The organism is Mesorhizobium montanum, assembly GCF_033977145.1.
Taxonomy (GTDB): Bacteria; Pseudomonadota; Alphaproteobacteria; order Rhizobiales; family Rhizobiaceae; genus Mesorhizobium; species Mesorhizobium montanum.
Genome location: NZ_JAVIJF010000052.1, coordinates 1 through 5,271, shown reverse-complemented (window position 1 = coordinate 5,271; position 5,271 = coordinate 1). Strand labels below are relative to the sequence as shown.

At 60.6% G+C, this 5,271-nt stretch carries 2 protein-coding genes and 2 pseudogenes; 3 read left to right on the top strand and 1 reads right to left on the bottom strand.

What is annotated here, in order from left to right:
• Positions 1 to 829: 829 nt before the first annotated feature.
• The 3 genes and pseudogenes from RFM68_RS33780 to RFM68_RS33320 all read left to right on the top strand — a co-directional run.
• Positions 830 to 972: pseudogene (locus RFM68_RS33780) on the top strand (IS630 family transposase); the annotation flags it as partial.
• 585 nt (positions 973 to 1,557) lie between these two features.
• Positions 1,558 to 1,755, top strand: coding sequence for a hypothetical protein (locus RFM68_RS33325; RefSeq protein WP_320237172.1), 198 nt, complete (start codon positions 1,558 to 1,560; stop codon positions 1,753 to 1,755).
• The gene (locus tag RFM68_RS33320; protein WP_320237171.1) at positions 1,745 to 3,805 is read left to right on the top strand and encodes a recombinase family protein; all 2,061 of its coding nucleotides are present in this window, start codon (positions 1,745 to 1,747) and stop codon (positions 3,803 to 3,805) included. The genes RFM68_RS33325 and RFM68_RS33320 overlap by 11 nt, the downstream gene beginning before the upstream one ends.
• 29 nt (positions 3,806 to 3,834) lie before the next feature.
• On the opposite strand, the pseudogene RFM68_RS33315 reads toward RFM68_RS33320, so the two are convergent.
• Positions 3,835 to 4,868 (bottom strand): annotated as a pseudogene (locus RFM68_RS33315) (transposase); the annotation flags it as partial.
• Positions 4,869 to 5,271: the final 403 nt, after the last annotated feature.

The following is a 5,271-nucleotide window of genomic DNA, read 5'->3' as shown; positions in this document are numbered from 1 at the left end:
GATGAGATGCGGTACAGTCGCCGACGGCGCAATGGCCGCCGTTGAATCTACAAGCTCTTCGTAGCCGTCTAACTCAGCGTAGCTGTCGCGGGCGCTTCACCGAAATACACGCCACGACAAACGCCGCAGTCGCGGGTCGCATTGCCATGCGCCTCGTCGTCGGGTGTGAACAAGTCGTTCGCGCCCGCGGGATTGATGTCTTGTTTACTTGCTGGCCGACGTCCAAGAGCTTGGCGGCCGGTCGGCAACAACGCCAACGTCATCAACGACTCCGATTTTTTTGTGGAACCAAGTGGAGCGCACCACGACTACCGGCAGAGACAGTACACACATTACTTACCTCAAATTCTATCGACTATCTACACAGCACTATCTGCCGTAGGTTGAAGCTTAATTTCAATTTTTGCCGTAATCAAGTAAATTATTGTTAAGGATTTATATTTTATCTTAAACTTCAGCACCAACTTAGCTTTACGTTTTTCAGAGTGTTTTAATAGTTTTCCAAAACCGAAGGGGAACTTTTCCCAAGTGGTGATGAATCCTAGCCGATAGCCAGGAGGTCGAGATCGGCTGCGGTTTATCCAAAACTGGCCTTCCCCTGGGTGATCGTGTAGAATGTTAGTTCATGCTTAGTTTTAAGATACGACAGGGTGGCTGGCGAAGTTGGTCTGGGTTGCGCAGCCGGCCACAGGATTGCATCTTGCGGGGGTCTGTAGTCCATGTCGGGCGAAATCAGGATTAACCCTCCATTGCCGCACCTAGTGGATGACGCCTGATATAAGAGTCCGGCTGGGACTCCCTTTTGTGAGTGCGCGTGCGAGTCTGGCGCATGCGCACAGGACTATTCCTCACCGTTTTCTTCGATTGATCGTCAGCGTCTGGCGCGCTGATCCGAGATCGCAATGCGCCGCAGAAGCACGTTTGGCGCGCCGAGATCATTCTGTGAGTAGCGACGGCGTCGGCACCACCGAGAGAGCTGGCTCCGCTTGTTTGGACAGCGCCCCGCGGAATTTAAGTGGCATCCTGCCGGGTTACGCTGGCTTTGCGATTTTGCTGCGGCGTCGGGAGGGCGTAGCCCGACCATAGCTGCAGCAAAATCGCGAGCGACGATCATGCGGCCGTCGCCATCGCTTGCGCGCCGAAATAAGCTTCGTCGGGCGTGCGTCCGTCAAGGCTCGAATGCGGGCGCCCTCCACTATACAACACGACGAGAGAACGCCCACGGGATCGAGGAACGCGAGCTTCTTTATCCATGGCATCCCTGGGCCGGGCGGTGTGTTCACGTTCATGAGGTGATCGAGAAGGCTGCCCGGGAGGTTTTCCGCTGCAGTCTCTCTGGCCACGCCTCCGATCGGTGGCTGGAGGTTCCGGCCTGGATGTTTGATCGCGCGGTCTGCACCGCGTGGCGCATTGCCGCTGCCCCACATGTCGATCCCAGAACGCTCGGCCTCTTGGTGACACTGCTGCAGGACGCGACGGCCAATTCCCACACCCCATCGCAATTAGAGGATTCGGGCGCAGCATCGGGTCTTCACTACGCGAATCGGGGAGATGTCCATGCCGCGCCAGCCCACGACATACCAGTTCGATCTGTTCTCGAAGCCGAACGACGCCAACACGGTGCAGACGCCGCAATGGCAGGCGCTGCCGGCCGCGGCGCGCCGATCAGTGACGAAGCTGATGGTCAGCCTGATCCTCGGGCACGTCGACGGCGAGGGTGCCGCAAAACGGGAGGGCGCGGATCATGATGCATGAGAAGATTGGGCCGCATCATCTGGAGCGTAAAGCGATCCTGTATGTGCGGCAGTCGTCAGCCCATCAGGTCCTGCACAATCGTGAGAGCAGCATGCTTCAATATGCGATGCGCGATCGCCTGACGGCGCTTGGCTGGTCTCGCGTAGAGACGATCGACGACGATCTCGGCCGTTCTGCCGCCGGCGGCGTCGTACGCGCCGGCTTCGATCGGATGGTCGCTGAGGTCTGTCTCGGCAAGGTCGGGGCGGCACGGGAGGTGTCGCGGTTTGCCCGCAACAGCCGCGACTGGCAGCAGCTTATCGAGATGTGTCGTGTCGTCGATACCGTGCTGATCGACCAGGAGACGGTCTATGCGCCGCGTCAGGGCAATGATCGACTGCTGCTGGGATTGAAGGGCAGTCTTAACGAGTATGAACTCGATCTTCTGCGCCAGCGTTCGCTGTCGGCCCGCTACGAGAAGGCCCGCCGCGGCGAACTCGTCGTCGCAGCCCCTGTCGGCTTCGTGAAGGTCGGCGATCGGCTTGAGAAGGATCCTGATCGGCGTGTGCAGGAATCCATTGCCCTGGTGTTCGACAAGGTTGCTGAGCTCGGCAGCGCCCGTCAGGCCTTGATGTGGTTCCTCGAGCATGGGTTGGATTTGCCTGCCAAGCGCAACAACGGCGATGTGGTCTGGCGCAGGCCGAACTATGCGACCATCCACCGGATGATCGAGAACCCGATCTACGGCGGCGCCTACGCCTATGGTAAGACTCGTGTCGCGCCGGGATTTGGCCGATCCGCCGTTCGAGCAGGCATCCGACGTAGGACGCGCGAGGAATGGCTGGCGCTGATCCCGGACAGCCATGAAGGCTATGTCAGTTGGGAAAGGGCAGAGGCGATCCGCAAGATGGTGAGCAACAACGTGCCCACGAGCCGGCATCACGGGGCGCCCAAGCATGGCGACGCTCTGCTCGCCGGGCTTGTCCGCTGCCGGCGCTGCGGCCGCAAGCTCACGGTGCGGTACACGGGCACCAAGCACAACATTCCGCGCTATTCTTGCTGGCGGGGTCTGCTCGACAATGGTGAGCCGCGATGCATCGCCTTTGGCGGACTGCGCGTCGATGATGCGGTTGAGGAAGCGCTCCTGCGTGTCGTGGAGCCGGGAGCGATTGCTGCCGAAGCTGAGGCGCAAGCTGCCGATCGTCGTGACCGGGTCCGGGACGCCCTCAGTCGGGATCTTGAGGCTGCCCGCTACGCCGCCGACCGGGCCGTCCGGCAATATGACGCGGCCGATCCCGATAACCGGCTGGTCGCGGCGGAACTGGAAGCGCGTTGGAGCCAGGCACTCATCCGTGTCGGTGAGATCGAGAGCAAGATCGCCGCGCATGATGCCGCGACGCCAAGGCCATCACCTGTGTTGGCAACGGGCATCACGGCGCTGGCCACAGACCTTCAGGCTGTCTGGTCGGCGCCAACGACGGACGCCAGGCTCAAGAAGCGCATCGTGCGCACCGTCATTCAGGAGGTGGTCGCCAATATCGACGATAAAGCCTCCGAGATCGTGCTGCTGATCCATTGGATTGGCGGCGCCCATACCGAGCTGCGCCTGCCGAAGCGCCGGCGCGGACAGCGCAACAGCACCTCCACCGATATCATCGCAGCCATCCGGCAACTGGTGCTAATCGCCAGCGATGATCTGATCGCCGGCATTCTCAACCGCAACGGCCTGGTGACCGGGCATGGCAATCGCTGGACACGGGAGCGGGTCACCGCACACAGATCGCATCACAAGATCCCGGTCTTCCGGCCGGCACCGGATGGGACCGCGCCATGGCTCAACCTGAACAAGGCGGCGCGCCTCCTCGGCGTTGCACCGAAGACCCTCAGACTCGCCGCCGAAGCAGGCGAGATCGAAGGCATTCATCCTCTACCGGATGGGCCGTGGATCTTCCGCCGATCAGAACTTGGAAAGCCGCGAGCCCAGCAGATTGTTCATCGTGCGCGACAGAACCCGAAGTACCCCGCGGGATCGCACCCCGATCAGCAAAACCTATTCCCTTCAACGGCATAGACAGATGGGTGTTATGAAACAGGATTCTAGAAGGCGAGATACCGGGCGATCGACGCGCGGGCCTCGGACATGCTGTCGTAGGCGCGCAGATAGACCTCCTCGTATTTGATCGTTCGCCACAGCCGCTCGACGAAGACGTTGTCGCGCCAGGCACCTTTGCCGTCCATGCTGATGGACACGCTCGCCGCCGTCAGCACGCCTGTGAACTCGAGGCTGGTGAACTGGCTGCCATGGTCCGTGTTGAAGATCTCGGGTCGGCCATGACTGGCCAGGTCCCTCTCGAGCGCTTCGACGCGAAACGCCGCCTCCATCGTGATTGAGACCCGATGGGCCAGCACCCGCCGGCTGAACACGTCGACGACGGCCGCCAGATAGACGAAGCCGCGCCGCATCGGGATGTAGCTGATGTCCATCGCCCAGACATGGTTCGGCCGTGCGATCTTCATCCCGCGCAACAGATACGGGTAGATCTTGTGGCCCGCAGCTGGCTTGCTCGTGTTCGAGCGCCGATAGATCGCAGAAATCCCCATGCGCTTCATCAGCGTCGCGACATGGCGGCGGCCGACCACGACACCGGCTCGCCGCAGCAGCGCCCGAAGCATCCGCGCCCTGGCGAAGGGGTAATCGAGATGCAACTCGTCGAGCCGGCGCATCAGCGCCAGGTCCTCGGCCGAAACCGGCCGAGGCTTATGGTAGACCATACTGCGGGCAAGGCCGAGCATCTTGGCTTGCCCGACGATCGGAAAGGCGTGCTCGCGGTCGATCATCGTTTTGCGCTCAACACTTATGCCACCGTCGGAATTTGCGGAGCCAGCTCTGTCCCACCATCTCGCCCAAGGTCGAGACGTCGAGCATGGCGTCTGCCAGCAGACGCTTCAGTCTGCCGTTCTCTTGTTCAAGGCTCTTTAGCCGCTTCGCCCCCGATACGTCCATGCCGCCTTACTCCGAGCGCCACTTATAAAGTCGACCGTGGGCAATGAGATCGGTCAGGTTTCGAAAGCCCAGCCTGGTGCTCCTTCAAAATGCCGATGATCTGTTCGTCAGAAAATCTCGATTGCTTCATGGCCTGTCTCCTCATTCGAGGAATAGGCTAATCTCAAGCCGAGGAGATTCAGGAGAGCACGTCGGCCCGCATGCCTCGTCCGCCGCTGAGTCTCGAGAACCCGAGCCACCGTACTAAGGGGGCATAGCCCGCGGCATTTCATTCCCAGTCCCCCTGCCGTTGTGCTCTCCGGCGACGTCAACGTATAATGGTCTCACGCGACGCCATCCGACATTCCGTCGGCTTTGACAGGTGCACGACACAGGCTTGTTTAGCCGAAGTCTTATTTCGTCTCAGGCCGAATAGCTGAAAACGATCACAAAAAATACTTTCTTCGCCTACTTCTGCCAATTGGCACGAGTTTTGATGCCCTCGTTGCGAGGCGGCAGCAGGCGCCGACCGGCGTGCCGCCGATGATCATCTG

Bases quoted from the DNA above. Each gene is read 5' to 3' on its own strand.
- RFM68_RS33320 (WP_320237171.1), top strand. From the start codon at position 1,745: ATGATGCATGAGAAGATTGGGCCGCATCATCTGGAGCGTAAAGCGATC.
- RFM68_RS33325 (WP_320237172.1), top strand. From the start codon at position 1,558: ATGCCGCGCCAGCCCACGACATACCAGTTCGATCTGTTCTCGAAGCCG.